Source organism: Macrococcus equipercicus (assembly GCF_004359525.2).
GTDB classification, from domain to species: Bacteria; Bacillota; Bacilli; order Staphylococcales; family Staphylococcaceae; genus Macrococcus; species Macrococcus equipercicus.
Genome location: NZ_SCWC02000001.1, coordinates 311,518 through 329,307, shown reverse-complemented (window position 1 = coordinate 329,307; position 17,790 = coordinate 311,518). Strand labels below are relative to the sequence as shown.

Annotated in this window: 17 protein-coding genes; 7 read left to right on the top strand and 10 right to left on the bottom strand. The window is 44.8% G+C overall.

What is annotated here, in order from left to right; translation table 11 throughout:
* Positions 1-14 precede the first annotated feature (14 nt).
* Entirely contained in the window at positions 15-1,172 is a 1,158-nt protein-coding gene (locus ERX35_RS01695) for an aminotransferase class I/II-fold pyridoxal phosphate-dependent enzyme (protein WP_149458171.1), read from the top strand.
* Between the two features lie 35 nt (positions 1,173-1,207).
* Here the strand turns inward: ERX35_RS01695 and ERX35_RS01690 are convergent, their stop codons facing one another.
* Positions 1,208-1,633, bottom strand: coding sequence for a competence protein ComK (locus ERX35_RS01690; RefSeq protein ID WP_149458170.1), 426 nt, complete (start codon positions 1,631-1,633; stop codon positions 1,208-1,210).
* Positions 1,634-1,875: 242 nt separating this feature from the next.
* Here ERX35_RS01690 and ERX35_RS01685 point away from each other — a divergent pair, with 242 nt between their 5' ends.
* Genes ERX35_RS01685 through ERX35_RS01675 form a run of 3 tightly spaced genes read left to right on the top strand, consistent with a single transcriptional unit; the run spans position 1,876 to position 3,189 of the window.
* Positions 1,876-2,364: a sigma factor gene (locus tag ERX35_RS01685; protein WP_170234502.1), complete on the top strand. Its 489-nt coding sequence runs from the start codon at positions 1,876-1,878 to the stop codon at positions 2,362-2,364.
* 41 nt (positions 2,365-2,405) lie between these two features.
* Entirely contained in the window at positions 2,406-2,588 is a 183-nt protein-coding gene (locus ERX35_RS01680) for a YkvS family protein (protein ID WP_149458168.1), read from the top strand.
* Between the two features lies 1 nt (position 2,589).
* Positions 2,590-3,189: a CPBP family glutamic-type intramembrane protease gene (locus ERX35_RS01675; RefSeq protein WP_149458167.1), complete on the top strand. Its 600-nt coding sequence runs from the start codon at positions 2,590-2,592 to the stop codon at positions 3,187-3,189.
* A gap of 34 nt (positions 3,190-3,223) precedes the next feature.
* Here ERX35_RS01675 and ERX35_RS01670 read toward each other — a convergent pair whose 3' ends face one another.
* Positions 3,224-4,693 (bottom strand): bifunctional metallophosphatase/5'-nucleotidase, encoded by a 1,470-nt coding sequence (locus ERX35_RS01670; protein ID WP_149458166.1) that lies wholly within the window; start codon positions 4,691-4,693, stop codon positions 3,224-3,226.
* A 65-nt stretch (positions 4,694-4,758) separates the two neighbouring features.
* Here ERX35_RS01670 and ERX35_RS01665 point away from each other — a divergent pair, with 65 nt between their 5' ends.
* Entirely contained in the window at positions 4,759-6,225 is a 1,467-nt protein-coding gene (locus ERX35_RS01665) for an ATP-binding protein (RefSeq protein WP_149458165.1), read from the top strand.
* A gap of 30 nt (positions 6,226-6,255) precedes the next feature.
* On the opposite strand, the gene ERX35_RS01660 is transcribed toward ERX35_RS01665, so the two are convergent.
* The 6 genes from ERX35_RS01660 to ERX35_RS01635 all read right to left on the bottom strand — a co-directional run bounded on the left by ERX35_RS01660 (position 6,256) and on the right by ERX35_RS01635 (position 13,090).
* Positions 6,256-7,599 (bottom strand): TrkH family potassium uptake protein, encoded by a 1,344-nt coding sequence (locus ERX35_RS01660; RefSeq protein ID WP_149458164.1) that lies wholly within the window; start codon positions 7,597-7,599, stop codon positions 6,256-6,258.
* 16 nt (positions 7,600-7,615) lie between these two features.
* Positions 7,616-8,929, bottom strand: a complete 1,314-nt coding sequence (locus ERX35_RS01655; RefSeq protein WP_170234501.1) for a S1C family serine protease — start codon at positions 8,927-8,929, stop codon at positions 7,616-7,618.
* A 73-nt stretch (positions 8,930-9,002) separates the two neighbouring features.
* A complete protein-coding gene (locus tag ERX35_RS01650; RefSeq protein ID WP_149458162.1) occupies positions 9,003-9,776 on the bottom strand; it encodes a TerC family protein in 774 nt (257 codons plus the stop codon).
* A gap of 31 nt (positions 9,777-9,807) precedes the next feature.
* A complete protein-coding gene (locus ERX35_RS01645; protein WP_149458161.1) occupies positions 9,808-11,370 on the bottom strand; it encodes a peptide chain release factor 3 in 1,563 nt (520 codons plus the stop codon).
* Between the two features lie 9 nt (positions 11,371-11,379).
* A complete protein-coding gene (locus ERX35_RS01640; protein ID WP_149458160.1) occupies positions 11,380-11,619 on the bottom strand; it encodes a YueH family protein in 240 nt (79 codons plus the stop codon).
* Positions 11,609-13,090 (bottom strand): UDP-N-acetylmuramoyl-L-alanyl-D-glutamate--L-lysine ligase, encoded by a 1,482-nt coding sequence (locus ERX35_RS01635; protein WP_149458159.1) that lies wholly within the window; start codon positions 13,088-13,090, stop codon positions 11,609-11,611. Before ERX35_RS01635 ends, ERX35_RS01640 begins: the two co-directional genes overlap by 11 nt.
* A 235-nt stretch (positions 13,091-13,325) precedes the next feature.
* Here ERX35_RS01635 and ERX35_RS01630 point away from each other — a divergent pair, with 235 nt between their 5' ends.
* Both ERX35_RS01630 and ltaA read left to right on the top strand, forming a co-directional pair.
* Positions 13,326-14,498, top strand: a complete 1,173-nt coding sequence (locus ERX35_RS01630) for a diglucosyl diacylglycerol synthase (RefSeq protein ID WP_149458344.1) — start codon at positions 13,326-13,328, stop codon at positions 14,496-14,498.
* Positions 14,476-15,672: a lipoteichoic acid biosynthesis MFS flippase LtaA gene (ltaA, locus tag ERX35_RS01625; protein ID WP_149458158.1), complete on the top strand. Its 1,197-nt coding sequence runs from the start codon at positions 14,476-14,478 to the stop codon at positions 15,670-15,672. Before ERX35_RS01630 ends, ltaA begins: the two co-directional genes overlap by 23 nt.
* 79 nt (positions 15,673-15,751) lie before the next feature.
* Here ltaA and galU read toward each other — a convergent pair whose 3' ends face one another.
* Together galU and ERX35_RS01615 are read right to left on the bottom strand one after the other, a co-directional pair.
* A complete protein-coding gene (galU, locus tag ERX35_RS01620; RefSeq protein ID WP_149458157.1) occupies positions 15,752-16,624 on the bottom strand; it encodes a UTP--glucose-1-phosphate uridylyltransferase GalU in 873 nt (290 codons plus the stop codon).
* A 64-nt stretch (positions 16,625-16,688) separates the two neighbouring features.
* Positions 16,689-17,789 carry an AI-2E family transporter gene (locus ERX35_RS01615; RefSeq protein WP_149458156.1) on the bottom strand — a complete coding sequence of 367 codons (1,101 nt, stop codon included), beginning with the start codon at positions 17,787-17,789 and terminating at the stop codon, positions 16,689-16,691.
* Position 17,790: the final 1 nt, after the last annotated feature.

Here is a 17,790-nt window from a genome sequence, read left to right as displayed (position 1 = left end):
TAAAGGATGATTCTATGTCGTTAACTTTAAATCGCTATGCTGAAAAATTAGAAGTGCCCGGAATACGCAAGTTCTCCAACCGAATCTCAGAATTCCCTGAAGCCGTCAATTTAACGGTCGGACAGCCGGACTTTCATACGCCGGCTATTGTCAAGCAGACGTTTATCGATGCTGTCAACGACAACTATACGACTTATTCCCATAATCAGGGACTGCCGGAACTGCGTCGTGCCGTGAGTCAGTTTATGGCCGATAAATATAATGCCTGTTACGAGAGTGACTGTATATTGATTACAAACGGCGCCTCTGAAGCGATTGACACAGTCTTTAGAACGCTGCTTGAACCAGGGGATGAAGTCATACTTCCCGGCCCCATCTACGCGGGCTATATCCCTGTCATTGAAAACATGGGCGCGACCGTCGTATTGATAGATACTACAGTCAATCAGTGCAAAGTGACGCCGGAAATGATTGAAGCTGTCGTGACAGACAAGACGAAAGCCATCATACTGAATTACCCTAACAATCCGACCGGCGCTATATTGTCAGCCGATGACACAGCTGCGCTTGCTCATTATTTGGCGCAGCAGAACTTTTATACAATCAGCGACGAAATATACAGTGAAAATACATTCGGACAACCCCATGTGTCATTCGGCAGTTTTCCGGAACTTCAGGAGAAGCTGCTGCTGATTAATGGACTCAGTAAATCTCATGCCATGACCGGCTTCAGAATCGGCTTTTGTATGGGCCCGGCGGAACTGATGGCGCATATCACGATTGTTCATGCCTATAACTGCATATGCGCTAATGTTCCCGCCCAGCACGCGGCTATCGCTGCTGTCACTACGGCTAGAGATGCAGCCGCTGTGATGAATGAAGCTTACATCGTCAGAAGAAATTACTGTATGGAACGGCTTTCAGCCATGAATATGCGCTGCATTCAGCCTGACGGTGCATTTTATTTGTTTATTGATATCCAGCCTTTCGCCATGACGTCATTTGATTTTGCTAACAGGGCGCTTGAACAGTACGGTGTTGTCATTGTACCCGGCTCCACTTTCACAGCAGCCGGGGAAGGTTATGTCAGACTGAGCTATGCTTATCACCAGGACGTCTTAGCTGAAGGTTTGAATAGACTGGAAGCGATGGTCAACGATTTAACCCGCTGAACTTCAAGTATGACTATTACTGGATGACTCATCTGTTAATAGTCATACTTTATTTTTTGCTCTCTTATTTTCTTCTGGCTGTCCATCATGGTCAGCGACTTCTCATACTGCCTTCTCACAAAGGCTTCCGACAGTGCTATCTTCAAGCATGTCTGATTGGTAAAGGTAATCTGCTGATCTGCATAGTTCAAATAATAAAAGCTGTTGATATAATAACGGCAGTAGTCGGTCTGCCGATGCAGCGGAAAAAATGTGATGCCTGTCTCTGAATCAATGACTATCGGAATAAACTGCTTGATCTGATGGACGTGTTTAGCCGCTGAGCGTCTCGCTTTTAAATTACTTCCAAGATAGATTAACGTCTCGTTCAATAATTGTTCGGGTTCCCGGTCCACTTTAAGGATCCGGCCGTTGCGCAGCATGATTTCTGACTGCCCACCGCTGCTTAAATCCCGCTTCACAAAAACTACTTCATGATTGATGGTGTCGATAGCGTTTCCTCCTCTCTTGATTATTAACTAAATTATATAGCTGAAACTTGATTAACAAGCTCAAACAGCGGAAAAATTAATAAAATTCAGGGTTATTTTTAATACATATTAAAATTATTTAAATTTGTTAATTTTCATTTAACAGTTTCCGCCATTACACTGTAGTCATCCGGAAATCAATCGTTTATGTGCATAGGCAGAAAAGAGTTATGATGTTCGAGGAATGGAAAACCCGCTATGACCGAATGATTTATCACCTGCTGCACCAGTATCATATTACCTATGACTTTGATGAATATTACCAGCTGGCATTAATCAAGTTATGGGAGATTCATGAAAGCTTTGATCCGACGCGTACAGCTCATCAGGATCAGTTTGTCTATATGAAGCTGAAATTTTCTATTATCGATGAACTAAGAAAACGAATAAAGTACAAGGAGCGCTATCATCCGGTCACTGATGAAGTGCTCATCCCTCTATTAGATTGTACTGAGGAACCTGTAGCTTTTTTGATTGAGGAGCTGGCTGTCAGCCTGACTGATAATGAGCTGCTCTGGCTGAAGTATGCGCTTCTCGGCTATAACATCGAGGAAATCGCAGGAATGTCTGACCGCAGTCCATCAGCTGTCAAGCGCTGGCGTAAATGTGCCCGAGAAAAATTACGGTTAAACGACAGTTTTACATTTAAATCTGTGCAGTAATTTAGTATAATGTCAAATAGCACGTTTTTAGGAGGATAATGATGACAATCGCTAAAGTAGGAAATATTGTTGAGTTTCATGACGGCTTACGCGGAAAAGTGGAAAAAGTCAATGAAAACTCTGTTATTGTTGATTTAACAATTATGGAAAATTTCGAACAGCTGGATCTGCAGGAGAAAACTGTGATTAACCATAAGCGTTATACTATCGTTGACGAGGCGTAGCATGGCAATCAGAAAGCCGCTGCTATGGTTTATTGTCACTTATATTGTTTTTCAGATTATCCTTATAGTGATGCGTAACGAAGAACAAGTATTCTGGCACATCATGACAGGTATCATGCTGTTCTCTTCTATCAGCTATGTCTTTTATGAGCGCAGCATCCGGTCAAAGCGTATTCTTATTTCTATCGCAGCCGGAATTACAGCAAGCATCGCCATTCTACTTGTTTATATGGCGGCTTCAGCAATGACTACAGATGTGCATTACTTCCATCTGTTAAAGACACTTGTATCTATCGGTGTCTATTACAAGTGGCAGCTGATTATTTCGTTAATTGTCACTGTCCCGCTTCATGAACTGTACATGAGAAGCATGCTTGAACAGCGCTTGATGGAAGTCACAAGCCCGTGGCTTTCGGTAATCGTGACAAGCGCTGCCTCAGCACTGCTGTTTGTCTGGACACTGGATAGTCAGCTCGTCCTGTTTATTTTTGTAGTCCAGCTTCTTTTAGCAGTAAGCTATGCCTATACGAAGCGCCTGATTACACCGATGATCGGTCAAATACTTGCTATCGTTCTTCTCATCATAATCTATGCCCGCTAAAAGAGCTGCGTCCGATAATCGGGCGCAGCTTAGTTTATGCCAGATAAAGCGTTGACTTCAGTCGTTCTTCCAGCAGTTCTATCATATGTCGGTTATGAACTTTAAGCAGCTGGCCATCCGCTATTAAATCACTGTACTGACGGTATATATAATCTGTCGTCCCGATGATATATTCCGCCGCCGGTTCCAGTGTCATCTTTACCCGCCGGCCGATGGGCTGGTCAAGGTCAAGTGAATAATCAAATCCCCGCCAGTCTGTGATGACCGTCGGATCCAGCATTTCCTGCCGGATGTGTATGCCATTCTCTTCATACAGCGCGGCAGCACTCCGCTCCATGATTCTGTGAATCTGCTTGCCGGTCAGCAGCAGCTGAACCGGATGATCGATACTGATATACGAATTGTAGAGGTCGTGCTGCGTGACCATGCCGCTCAGTCCCTGTGCCTTCATATGTGGAATATGGCAGCATGTGATTTCTGCTGTACAATTCTTCAAGAGATCATGCAGCAATGTTTTGAACGGATGCGGTGCTAGAAAGTCCTCGTAATGCTCAAGCCGGAAATCGTCGTTGACGACCCCCGCTTTACTTTTCAGCCACTGTCTGAATTCCTTCTCCTCAAAGTAGACTTCGTCTTTCAGCTGCTCATCTTCCTGATAGGCGGTCATGTCAATCAACTCAGACTGACTGTTCACCAGTTCGAATGTATTTGTCCGCCCTTTGAACTGCAGCTGAATATGGCAGAGGTGACTCATATTGCTGCCCGCCTGTATAAATAATGTATCATCAATCATTTTATTCAGCGTCTTCTTCTGATGGCCGGTAATCATGACATCTATACCTTCACTTGCCTGAATAATGGCCTCCGCCTCATTACTTGTCAACTCTTTATAGTCGGTGTTACGGACCAGTTCATTCAGGCCGCCGTGATACAGGGCTATGACAAAGTCAGGACTTTCCTTGTCATGCATATGCCGGATCCATCGCTTGGCAGCTCTTACTGTTTCCTCCACTGCAAATTCGCCCACCGTCTCTACCGTCTCCTTCGCCATCAATCCTCTTGAAGTAATACCGATAATGCCGATTTTCATACCATTAAACGTCTTAATGATATAAGGCGAGTTAAAATAAGGCTCTTTCGTGCGGGAGTGCAGAATATTGGCGGACAGAAAAGGAAAGTCAGCCATCGCCTGTGCTTTATTGAAGTATGAGAGCCCGTAGCGGAACTCATTAGGACTGATGCCGCTCGCGTCATAGTTCATCTTATTCATCAAAGTGATCATCGGATTACGGAAATTATTTTTTGAGTGTGAGAAAAAATATGTGCTGACAGATCCGCTCAGGGCGTTGCCGTTATCAATAAGGAGCAGATGCTCTGATGCGCGGCGGACCATTTTGACATAAGTCGCTGCTTTCATGATTCCTGCATCATTTTCTGACGGAAAGAGCGCCCCATGAATATCATTTGTTGCTATAATATGAATATCGATTAATCCTTGAGTCATCAGTATCACCTATCCACGTTTTTTTTAATTATAACAAATGAGCGAGCCGGAGGTTGACTAGTTTAATGAAACAGCTGAAAAAGCATCTAATTCTCAATCTGCTCATCACGCTTATCCTATCATCCGCCATCTTTTATGCCCTATTCCATTACTATAAAGGTCAGGATCTTATTAAAATTGACCGTAACATCGCCATGCATCAGCAGCATATCGAAACATTCATCAATGATGCCTACGCGACGGTAGCGAATTTGGCGACTGTCGTCTCACTCAGCCGTGATGAGGATGAAATCAACAGCGCCATCGATTCCATCAAGAGACAAGAACCAAGATATAAGACGGTCTATGTGCTGAACAAAGAGAGCAAAGTGGTCAATTCTTCCAGTTCCCAGATGATAGGCAAGACATTGAAAAGCTACGCGTTCTTTAACAGTAATATGAATTTGAATAATGTTGCTGTCAGCGGCCGTGAACAAGATAGAAACGGCATTGATGTCATCTATATTTCGAAGTTCATACCGAATGAATCCAGTAAAGTGCTGGTCGTGATTGAAGTCGATATCAACGGCCTGATTTCGGTTATTGATGCCATCCAGTCGAAAAGTACCATTACTATAACAGATTTTCACAATAAAGTTATTTTTGAGTCAAAGAATCCAGTAAAATCGGGCATTTCAAGAACAGTCTCCTTCCAGAACATGCAGTGGAAACTGACCATCACATCCAATGAAAATATTTATTGGACGACGCTGAAACGAATAGTGCCCATCGCATTTATCATCAGCCTTGTGACCGCTATGCTGCAGTTATTCATGCACCACCGGGAGATTCAAAAGGAACGACTGCGGCTGATTGAGGAAATCAATGTCCAGAAAAAAGAGCTGATCGGCATGCTTGCAGCCAATACAGCTCATGAAATCAAAAATCCTTTGACCGCTGTCAAAGGATTCGTCGAACTGCTTGAACTGAGCTATGATAAAGAACGGTCCAACCCCCATTTCTCCATTGTTAAAAGTGAACTTGACCGTATCAATGAAATCGTCAGTCAGTTTCTGCTGCTCGGCCGTCCGACTTCTATCATCGGTGAACCCGTTGAAATCACGACAGTCGTCAAGGACATCCTTATATTCTTGAAGTACGAGCTTGAGCATTACAACATCAGGCTTATCAGCAGCTATCCTGAACAGCCGCTCTATACAACCATTTCAAGTGACCAGCTGAAGCAGATTCTGATCAATCTCATCCAGAATGCGCGAGAAGCGATACCCCCTGACCGTCAGGGCATCATCGAAGTGAAAGTCAGCCAGCAGGAGCATATATTTCTGTCTGTACGGGATAACGGGGAAGGAATGACTAAACAGACCATCAACCAATTATTTGATACTTTCTTCACTACAAAGGCGAACGGCACAGGTCTCGGCCTGCCGGTGACAAAAAACATCATCGAGACAAACGGCGGCACGATTTCCGTAGAAAGCGAAGTCCATATAGGAACAACGTTCATCATCCAGCTGCCCAACAAAAAAGACTGATACGACAGCCATGCGTCGTATCAGTCTTTTTTAACCGATCATCACCCGTTCTTTCGGGTAATTGAATTTATCCGGCTCTGCTTTGCCGCCCAGCATGATGATGAATGAGATCAGCCCGACCCGGCCAACGAACATGAGTGATATAATGACAAGTTTTGATGGTGATGATAAATCGTCGGTAATACCCATCGACAGTCCGCACGTTCCGAACGCACTCATCACTTCAAAGAAGATGGACAACAGTCCGATATGATGCTTCTCAAAGCTGAGTATCAGCATCAGAGCTGTAAAGCAGATAAGACAGGCAAGAATCATAACAGCAAACGACCGCTGAATATCAAGCGGATGAATCTCCTTGTTGAATACTTTGATCGTCGTCCGGCCGTTGCTGAAGTTCACCAGAAAGAGCACTAGAATAGCGAGCGTCGTCGTTCTGATGCCGCCGCCGACAGAACTCGGTGAAGAGCCGACAAACATCAGTCCTCCCATAAAGAACTGGGTGGCTTCAGAAAAGCGGCTTAAATCAATAGTAGTCAATCCCGCACTACGCGTCGTGGCGGATTGAAACAGAGCGTAAAAAAGCCCTTTATGCCACGTCTCTCCTTCAAAGGCATGATTGAACTCCAGCAAATAAATAACTGCAAAACCGGCTGCCAGGAGTGATAAATACGTCGTCACCGTCAGTTTGGCGAACAGACTAAATCTGAAGTTCGGCACTTTATTCGTTAAATAAGTCTTCACTTCAATGATCACCGGAAAGCCGATGGCCCCGAGTATGATCAGCACCATAATGACCGCCTGGACAAAATAATCGTCCGCATATGGATTTAATGATTCACCCGTTATATCAAGTCCTCCGTTCGTCGTAGCAGAGACGCTTGCGAACAGGCCGTGATAGAGCGACTGGCTGACTGAATGAAAATCTTTGTAGAAGTAAAACGCTAAAAGCAGTGCCCCTGCAAGCTCAATCATCAGCATCGTCTTCACTATTTCTCTGATCAATGACACCGTCCCGGACATTTTATCCCGGTTATTGTCGACCATAATCAGTTGACGTTCACGTATACCGATTCTTTTACCGAGCACTACCCACAGCAAAGTGCCCATAGCCATTACACCGATGCCCCCGAGATTTAGAATGAAGAGAATCAGCAGCTGCCCGAATATTGAATAAGTATCGATAATGGACACCGGTGTCAGCCCTGTCACACTGATTCCTGAGACCGCTACAAATAAACTATCTATGTATGAGATGTGTACACCATGTCTATGGACATATGGCAATCTGAGAAGCAAAAATGAAATAAGTATGGCAGCAATATAATAGAGGACGATACCTTGTTGAGGTGTCAGCCGTTCAAATAGTTTTTGCATGTTCTCTGTCACTTCCTTATTTCAGCTTAAGTTGCACAGTCTTCTGCTGTCCTTGCCTGTAGTATGTAATGACTGCATTGTCACCGCTCTTTTTACCATAATAAAGAAGATTTCTGAACTGGCTTAAGCTTTCTACCGGCGTATCATCGATCTTTGTAATGACATCTTTCGTCATGAGCCCTGCTGCTTCAGCGACTGAGCTGTCTTCAAATCCTGTTATGACGACTCCTTTGTTCACTGCGTCCGGTAAAGCGATCTGTGCACGCACCGCATCTATCTGCAGGTCGGACAGATCTTCCAGCAGCACACCGAGGGACGGCCGCTTGATTTCTCCTTTATCTTCGAGTATACCGGCGATCTCTTTCACTTCATTAGCTGGAACAGCAAAGTTAATGCCTTCCACATTATCGATGGAGATTTTAAGCGTATTAATGCCGATCAGCTTCCCGTCGTCATTAATCAATGCACCGCCTGAATTACCAGGGTTGATTGCTGCATCTGTCTGCAGGACATCTGCCTCCCAGTCATAACTGCCGTCACCGTCCAGATCGACAGGCACACTTCTATTTTTACCGGAAATAATTCCTTGAGACACGCTGCCCGCAAACGACGGGCTGAGAGGACTGCCGATAGCTATCGCAGGCTCACCTATAACGACTGCATCGCTGTCAGCAAATGTAATGCTATCTTTAATCTTACCTTTCGGAATACGGAGCACAGCAATATCTGCCCACTTATCTGAACCGACGACTTTAGCAATCTGCTTGTCATGGTTGGTCATCGTGACTTCAATAACCTGGGCATCATTTATCACATGATAGTTCGTGATGATATAAGCAGATTTACCGGTCACCTTGTAGATGACTCCGCTGCCGATACCCAGCTTTTCAGGACTGATCACTGCGCTGCTATCCAGCAGGTTGGAAACTTTCTTTGTATTGATGATGCTTACCACATCATCTTTAGCCAGCTGTATGGCGTGTTCTGTTTTGGACGCCGCGGCCGGCGCTGGTTCTGCACGCTGCTTCATAAACAGCATCGAAAAAATAGACATTAGTACAATGCCGAGCAGCAGACCAAGGAGCAGCCAGAGAAAGCTCAAGTTCGGCCGCCTGGTCCGGACGGGTTCATCCGTTTCAAGCAAGTCGGTATGACGGACCTCTTGATCAGGCACAACAATCTCAGCCGGCTCCTCTAGTATCGGTTCCTCCATCCATTCCGGTTCTTCGGCGGAACTTTTCTGTATAGGGGCATTACCATCATGAGCTTTATCAAAGAAATTTCTCTTCTTTCTTCGATAATCTGCCTTCCTAATCGTAATCTTTTTCATTATTGCCTCCACAAAAAAACTTAGTATTTCCATTATACAAAAGAAATACTAAGTTTAATATAAATGTTCTGCTTTATTTAACGGCGTTTTTCTTACCTGTAAACCAGCCTATGGCAAGAATAGCGACCAGCACGATCCAGAAAATACTCTGCCACAGTGCTGAGTGCGGGAAGTCATGAGGCAGTATACCGATCTGTTCATGAGCCAGGACGATGACCATGAGCTTAATACCTACCCAGCCGACAATCGCAAACGCTGCCGCTTCGAGTGAGGGATATTTGTGCAGCAGCGCGACAAACCAGTTCGCCGCAAAACGCATAATGATGACACCCAGCATCCCGCCGATAAACATCACCGTGAATTGCCCGGCATTCATGCCGCCGAACTGAGGACCGACATGCGGCAGCGTAATGGCAATCGCAATCGCTGCAAGCATAGAGTCAATCGCAAAAGCAATATCTGCAAGCTCTACTTTCAATACAGTCAGCCAGAACCCTTTGCCGCCGGTACTAGCTCTCGCTGCGATTTCTTCTTCCTCTTCCTCAGATGTCGCATCGCCTGATGAAAAATACTCATAGAGATTCTTGATCGAGATGTACAGCAGATAAATCGCACCGATTGCTTGTATTTCCCATATATTCGCAAGGTAACTGATGACAAACAAGGAGATGAATCTAAACACAAAAGCACCGACTAAACCATAGAACAATGCTTTCTTTCGCCGTTCTTCCGGCAGATGTTTGACCATGACAGCCATGACAATCGCATTGTCAGCGGCGAGCAGCCCTTCCAGTACGACGAGAACGATGACTACCCAGCCATAAGTCAATAATATACTTGGATCCAAAACGATTCCTCCCGCTTAGTTAATTCAATCATTATAGCAGACTATAGAGTTTGATGTCAGGGAACTTGTCTTCGAACCAGCGTGTCGCAAATTCATTTTCAAACAAGAACACTTTATTGCCGAAGCGGTCATCTACAAGAATTGAACGGCTTGAGTTCATCACATCGCGGATGTCTTCCTCATTCTCAATCCAGCGCGCAATTTTCTTACCCACCGGCTCCATAATGACATCCACATTATATTCATTATTCATACGATGCTCAAACACTTCAAACTGCAGCTGTCCGACAGCACCAAGAATAATCTGGTTGGTATACAGCGTACGGTACAGCTGGATCGCACCTTCCTGAACCAGCTGCTCGATTCCCTTATGAAAATGCTTCTGTTTCATGACATTCTTTGCGCTGACTTTCATGAACAGCTCCGGTGTGAACTGCGGCAGTTTTTCAAAACTAAACTTCTGGCTGCTGCCGACCAGTGTATCACCGATCTGATAGTTGCCTGAATCATAAAGCCCGATAATGTCACCGCTCACTGCATGGTTGACCGTCTGTGTATCATCCGCCATAAATGATGTCGATCTTGAAATCTTCAGCTTCTTACCTGTCCGTGTCAATGTGACATCCATTCCTCTTTCAAAGGCTCCTGAGACAATTCTCATGAAAGCGATTCTATCGCGGTGAGCGGGATTCATATTCGCCTGGATCTTAAAGATGAAACCTGAGAAATCAGGTTCAAACGGTTCAATCACGTCTCCTTCTTCTGTCAGGCGGCCGCCTGGCATCGGTGCAAAATCCACATAAGCATTCAGGAAGTTGCGCACCCCGAAGTTTGCCAGCGCTGAACCGAAGAAGACCGGAGTCAAGTCACCTTTCAGCAGCTTATCCTCATCAAAAGATTCACCTGCTTCATCCACAAGCATCAGCTCTTCAATCGCCGCTTCAAATGCACTGTCTGATTCAATCGGATGACTTTCAGTCAGCTGATACTCATCAGTTAGGTGAAGCAGATTGTCTTCATCGCGAAACGGTTCAATTGTCCGTTGTTTCCGGTCGATAATGCCAAAGAAAGACTGTCCCATACCAATCGGCCAGTTCATCGGATAAGTCTCAATTTCCAGTGTTTTTTCGATTTCTTCCAGCAGCTCAAACGGTTCTTTGCCGACCCGGTCAAGTTTATTGATGAACGTGAAAATCGGGATACCGCGCATTTTACACACTTTGAACAGTTTCAATGTCTGCGGCTCAATCCCTTTAGCGGCATCGATGACCATCACGGCACTATCGACCGCCATCAATGTACGGTACGTGTCTTCAGAGAAATCTTCGTGTCCCGGTGTATCTAAAATATTGATCTTATAATGGTCATAGTCAAACTGCATGACTGAACTCGTGACTGAGATACCCCGTTCTTTTTCTACATCCATCCAGTCGCTTGTCGCAAATTTGCCTGATTTCTTCCCTTTCACTGTGCCGGCCTCGCGGATGGCCCCCCCGAACAGCAGTAATTTCTCTGTTAACGTCGTTTTACCGGCATCCGGGTGAGAGATGATGGCGAATGTCTTTCTAATTGCTACTTCTTCTCTTAAAGTCATATTTTCTCCTTATACTTCGCTCGTCCACTGCGTGATGCGCAGTGCAAGTTCCGCCGCTTCTTTCTCGTCCAGTATATTAAAGAGATGCACATAAAGGTGTTCTGTCAGTGCTTCTCCAAATAAGTGGTAATCAAACTGAATGGAAAAGAAGATGTCAGGTATGCTGACGAGGAATGTTTCTTCTTTTTTATTTTCGTGTATATACACTTTTACGGTTAATGTCTCACTGTTACTCTGTCTAATTTTCATGACGGCCTCCGAACTTGTTATAAGCCGCTTCCAGCCCGATCAGATCATCGCGGTGCGGCACTTTAACGTAATTCTTCATAATCTGATAGGGCTCCCGGCCTTTCGAAGCAAGAACGACCATATCACCCGGTTCAGCGCTAGCGATGGCATGGATAATGCCTTCTTTACGGTCCTCAAACGAGATGTAATTCTGATGAGTGACGCCCGCTTCTAGCGCATCAGTGAGTTTTTTCGGCTCGTCGTTCGCTGGATTGTCCGGTGTGAAGATGACATAATCCGCGCGGCAGGCGATGGCACCCATCTCTGCTGCTTTCGACAAATCCCGCTCGCCGGCCATGCCGACCAGGAAAATAAGGCGGCCTTTGACAAACGGCTGCACGGCATCAATCAGTTTATTCATACCGTCAGGGGTGTGGGCATAATCAATGATTAAATCAATCGGCAGATTTCTGTCCAGCACTTCAAGCCGGCCTTCTACCGGCGGCAGTTCGCCCGTCACGCTGCAGATGGTCTCAAGTTGATGTCCTGCTGCAAACAGAGCGGCAATAGCTGCCATCATGTTATATATATTGAAAGTGCCGAGATAAGGGCTCTCGACATGAAAGCGGCCTTCTGGTGTCAGCAGGTCAAATGCTGTCCCGTGAAGGGTCGTCTTAACGTTTTCTGCCATAAAATCAGCAGGTTTGTTAATGCCATACGTAATGACTTCTCTTGAGGTCACACTGCTTAACTGCTCCGTAAAGGCATCATCACCATTCAGCACAGCATATTTCGGCTGCGTAAAGTCATGGCCCAGCTGACTGAACAGCAGTGATTTCGCAAAGCCGTAGTCTTTCATCGTCCCATGGAAATCCAGATGATCCTGTGTCAAATTCGTGAATACTGCGACATCAAACTGCACGCCGTTCAACCGGCCGAGTACGAGTCCATGACTCGAAACCTCGAAACTCATCGCTGCTGCGCCGGCATCAAGCGCTTTCACCATGCTTTTGACAAGGGTGACGGTCTCGGGCGTCGAATTAGCCCCTTTAGTCACCTGCTCATCAATCTGCAGACCGTTAGTCCCTAAATAAGCACTGCTTATATGAAGGGCACGGTGCAGATGATGGATCATCGTTGCGACACTTGTTTTGCCGTTTGTGCCAGTAATGCCGTAAGTCGTCAGACGGGCGCTTGGATCATTAAAGATCTTATGGGCGAACAGACTTGCCGTACGCAGTGTATCCTTGACGACCACCTGGCCTATATGCGGCGGTGTTTCAACATAATGGTCGGTCACAATGAACCGGCAGCCCTGCTCAATCACATCCGGTATGAAGCGATGACTGTCAACAGTATAACCGACAGATGCGACAAAAATACTAGACGCATCCGCCTCTCTTGAATCCGTCGTTATATTTGTAACTGCAGTCGGAAAGTCACCATATATTTTTTTTGCTTTTATTGAATCAATCAATTCTTTTACATCCACAGGACAGCCTCCTTTTATACAGTTTATTATTATACACCTTTTTGTCACACGATATAAATCATTCTCTTTAAAAATTTGTTAAAATCAGTAGCTAAGGTCTCTTTTTCACTGTAAATATTCCGTTAAACTTTACAGTGAAATTGTAATTTTTTTGTAATTAGTATGTTTTCTTTTTCAAAACTAACTATAATAAGATAAAATGACTTAGTACAATAATGATTTCCGGAGCGTGACTATATTGAAGACAAACAAAAAATTACTGATCATAACAGGCTCTTTTGGAAATGGCCATATTTCTGTGACCAACAGCATTGTGGAGAAATTCAACCAGATGGATTTAAAGCATCTTGAGGTCATTCAGCATGACTTGTTTCTGGAAGCCCATCCAGTCGTCACTTCGCTGATGAAGAAATGGTACATCAACAGCTATAAATATTTCCGTAACACTTACAAATATTTCTATTATTCAAGACCGGATGAAATCGACAAATGCTTCTATAAATACTACGGTCTCAACCGACTGCTGAACCTGCTCATCAAGGAAAAACCTGACCTTATTCTGCTGACATTTCCGACGCCCGTAGTGTCACTGCTGACGCAGGAATTCAAGCTTAACATCCCGATTGCCACTGTTATCACCGACTACAACATGCAGAAGAACTGGATCACTCCAGAATCAAGACGTTATTATGTGGCGGCAGATCACACAAAGCAGCAGCTGACAGCAATCGGCATAGCTGAGGACAGTATTCATGTCACCGGCATTCCGATCGACTCTAAATTTGAGCATACTGTCGACAGAACGCACTGGCTTCAATCTCACGGCCTGTCAACAGCCAAGAAGACACTGCTGATGGTAGCAGGTGCGTTCGGTGTCGTTCAAGGGTTCAACACGATGCTGCACGATATGAATGAACGGGCTGATGTTCAGTTTGTTGTCGTCTGCGGCAATAACACCCGCCTGTTCAATGAATTGAACCAGCAGTTTGCAGCAGCTGACAACATCGTCATTATCGGCTACACAAAGGAAATGGATGCATGGATGAACGCCTGCGATTTAATGCTGACTAAACCCGGCGGCATTACAATCTCTGAAGGTCTGTGCAAAGCGATACCTTTCGTCTTCTTTAACCCTGCCCCGGGCCAGGAAGGTGAAAATGCCGTTTATTTCAGTCGCCAAGGTTATGCACGAATGACCCATACTGTCGCTGAAACAACGCATGTCGCTATCGACCTTCTGACCAACGACGAGGAACTGAACAGAATGAAACAGCAGATGAAACTCGACTACTTGCCCTCAGCGTCTGAAAACATCTGCTATGATTTAGTCTCTCTGATGAATGAATCACTCATCAACCAGCAAATTCAGTCCAAGGTTTCATTATATGCGAAATTCTTTGCAAGATAATCGACTAAGAGGGTTGAACTTTTCATTAATGCTCGCCGTTTTGTTTTTAATGGAGTTTGCACGGGGCATGTTCATATTAAGTTATCTGCCGGTCTTACCGACGACCGGCATCGGTGTTTCCGTCGGTATTACTTCATTGTGCATTACATTGCATTTTGTCAGTGATGCGCTGATGAATTTCTCTACGGGTTTTCTACTCAGACGTTTCGGCACTAAAGTTATATTGAACACCGGCTTTTTACTTGCCGTCATCGGTCTAGTGCTCGTGATCTTTTTCCATTCCACTGCTGTCCTTATTTTAACGGCTGTACTGCTGGGTATAGCCGTCTGTCCGATATGGGTAGTGATGCTGAGCTCAGTTCAGGAAAATAAACGGGCAAAACAAATGGGCTATGTTTACTTTGCCTGGCTTGTCGGCATGATGTCCGGGATGATTGTCATGAATTTAATCTTCAAGCTTCACCCGAACCGCTATACATTTTTAATGGCTGTCGTCGCAGGCATTGGCTGGGTGCTCTACTTCTTTGTACATACTGAAGTCTCTTTCATCGACAAGAAATCGATCAAAGCACAGGTGCATCTCATCGGCTCTGTCATGAAACAGCACTGCGGCCTGTTCCCGGGTATTTTGTTTCAAGGTCTCGCTATCGGCATGCTTGTCCCAATCTTACCGACGTATGCGATTAATCACTTAAAGGTGACGACGCTTGAGTATACTTACCTGCTCATTGCAGGAGGCATCGGCTGTACAGTGGCGATGCTGTTCATTTCTAAGTGGATGGACGTGATCAGCCGTAACTTGCGCTATGCGATCATTACAGCAGGCTTTTTATTTTTCGGGGCTGCCATCTATATGCTCAGCACGCTTACAACGTTCGTTCCGGCACTTGTCATTGCAGCATTTATCGGATTGTTCTATGGTCTGCTGCTGCCGGGCTGGAACACATTTCTCGCTGAGAATATCAGCGAGGACATGAAAGAGGAATCATGGGGAGTATTCAACAGCCTGCAGGGCTTCGGCACGATGTTCGGTCCGGTGGCCGGAGGACTCGCCGTTGAGCTGTTCAGAAATGTAAACTTCACCCTGTATTTGTCAGCTATCACCTTCACGTTGCTTGCGCTGTTTTACAGCGGCTACTTTTTTATACATTTGAGAAAAGCTCGGCAGTCATAATCAAATGCTCATGTCAGCAAAAAACGGAAATTCCTTGAATTACAGGAATTTCCGTTTTTTAATTAATAATGCTGAGCTGTTAACGATACTTCTCAATCAATTGCTCAAGGAAAGGTACTAGTTCATCTTTCATTTCAGAGCGCATGGCATATTCCACCGTTGTCTTCACAAAACCAAATTTATCACCGACGTCATAACGATCACCTTCAAAATTATAGGCGTAAACCGCTGTCTTCTCATTGACCCGCTGAATAGCGTCCGTGAGCTGGATTTCTCCGCCGGCACCGATATTCTGCTCTTCCAGATAAGTGAAAATATCAGGCGTTAAAACATAGCGTCCCATAATCGCCAGGGTCGATTCGGTTGAACCGGCTTTCGGCTTTTCAATCAAATTGTTGATTTCATACAGCCGCCCGTTCTGTGATTTTGATTCGATAATACCGTAGCGTTCTGTTTCATGGGCCTCCACGGTCTTTGCCCCGATGACTGACGTCCCGGTTTGTTCATAGACTTCAACCAGTTGTTTAATAGCGGGCTTTTCAGCGTCAACGATATCATCCCCGAGCAGCACCGCAAACGGTTCGTCACCGATGAACTGCTTCGCTGTCCAGATGGCATGTCCGAGACCTTGCGGTGACTTCTGACGCACGTAGAAGATATTAGCCAGATTAGTAGAATGCTGCACTTTCTCCAGTAAATCCGTCTTATGCTTCTCCTTGAGATTTAACTCCAGTTCCAGCTGAGAATCAAAGTGATCTTCAATGGCTCGTTTATGTTTCCCGGTAATAATAATAATGTCTTCAATTCCTGCGGCTGCAGCTTCTTCAACGATATACTGAATCGTCGGTTTATCGAGAATAGGAAGCATTTCTTTCGGCATTGCCTTTGTGGCCGGTAAGAATCTTGAACCGATTCCTGCTGCAGGTATAACAGCTTTTTTCACTTTTTTCATATAATCTCCTTGCAAATGATGCTTTTAGCAATATTTTACCAATGATATAGCACAGTGGAAAATTTTATTCAGATTTCGGCTGGTCTTTCACTACCTTCTGAGCCTGCAGCTGAATATCCTGGCGATGCTTATAAAAATTAGTGACAATTGTTTTTAATACCGCATACGTCGGAACAGCGATTAAAATCGCAAAGAACCCTCCAAGATTGCCGGCCGCCAGTATGACAGTAATGACTGTCAGCGGATGGATGTTCAGCGATTTACCCATAATGTTCGGAGTAATTACATTACCTTCGAGCTGCTGAGCGACAAACATGATAATACCGACATAGACGACCATGATCGGATCTTGAATCAATGCGATGACAAGTGCCGGTATTATCGCAAGATAAGGGCCAAGAAACGGTATCAGGTTTGTGACCATGCCCCATAGTGCAAGTACTAATGCATAATCAAGACCGATAATCAAATAGCCGATTAACAGCAGTGACCCTAAAATAGCACTGACTGTGACCTGTCCCTGAATATAGCTCTTCAGCGTCTTGTCGATATCCTTGAATAAATCAACGACAAACTTTTTCCGACTTCCGGAAAAAGGAGAAGCAATGAACGGGATAAATCTGTCGTGATCTTTCAGCATGTAGATCAGGAAAAATGGTACAAGTATTAACAGGAACAGCGTAGAGATGAATTTAGTAATATAGACTACAGCATTCGATAATAAGGCACCTGTATACGTATTAATTTTTTGAATACCATTGTTGATACTGTCCTTGACCCCTGCCGGCAGCTTTTCACGCTGATCGAGCGCATAGCTGATGTACGCCTCAAAATCATGCTGAATCTGCGGCAGATTATCGATAAATGAGTTGACCTGGCCGACGAGTATCGGCCCGACGATTGACACAAAGCTGGTTACTATAAGCAGCAGCAGAAAAATAATGATAATCAGACTGCCCCATCTCGGAACCCGTCTCTTCTCGAGAAAGGTCTGAAGTGGTACGGTGACATAATAAAGAAATCCACCTAGTAATAACGGTAGTGCTATTGAATTGACGATGACAATAATAGGGTAAAAAATGTGGTTGATCTCAAGAAAATACTTAATTAGCAGAAACGCGAGCAAAAGCCCTATCGCTACTCTGACCCAAACTTTATTTAACATA